Source organism: Vogesella mureinivorans (genome assembly GCF_007644035.1).
Taxonomy (GTDB): Bacteria; Pseudomonadota; Gammaproteobacteria; order Burkholderiales; family Chromobacteriaceae; genus Vogesella; species Vogesella mureinivorans.
Window position 1 is genome coordinate 1 of sequence record NZ_VMTV02000407.1, and the last position, 260, is coordinate 260.

The window sequence follows — 260 nt, forward strand, 5'->3', positions numbered from 1 at the left end:
CCGGCAGCCTGCCCGCCAACAAAACCCTCTCCGGCATCCAGAGCCGTGAACACCAGGGCAGCCAGTACAGCGAACTGCTGTTCGACGACACCCCCGGCCAGGTACGCGCCAAACTCAGCAGCGAGCCCGGCAAAACCCAGCTCAACCAAGGCTACCTCACCCACCCGCGCAGCAACGGCCAGGCCAGCGCCCGCGGCAACGGCTTCGAGCTACGCACCGACCACCACGGCGCCATTCGCGCCGGCCACGGCCTGCTGCTC

The 260-nt window shown here is 68.8% G+C and carries 1 protein-coding gene; it reads left to right on the forward strand.

All coding sequences use genetic code 11. From position 1 onward, the window contains the following. The coding region (locus FLQ44_RS11235) for a type VI secretion system Vgr family protein (protein WP_206208836.1) at nt 1–260 on the forward strand (260 nt) is incomplete at both ends.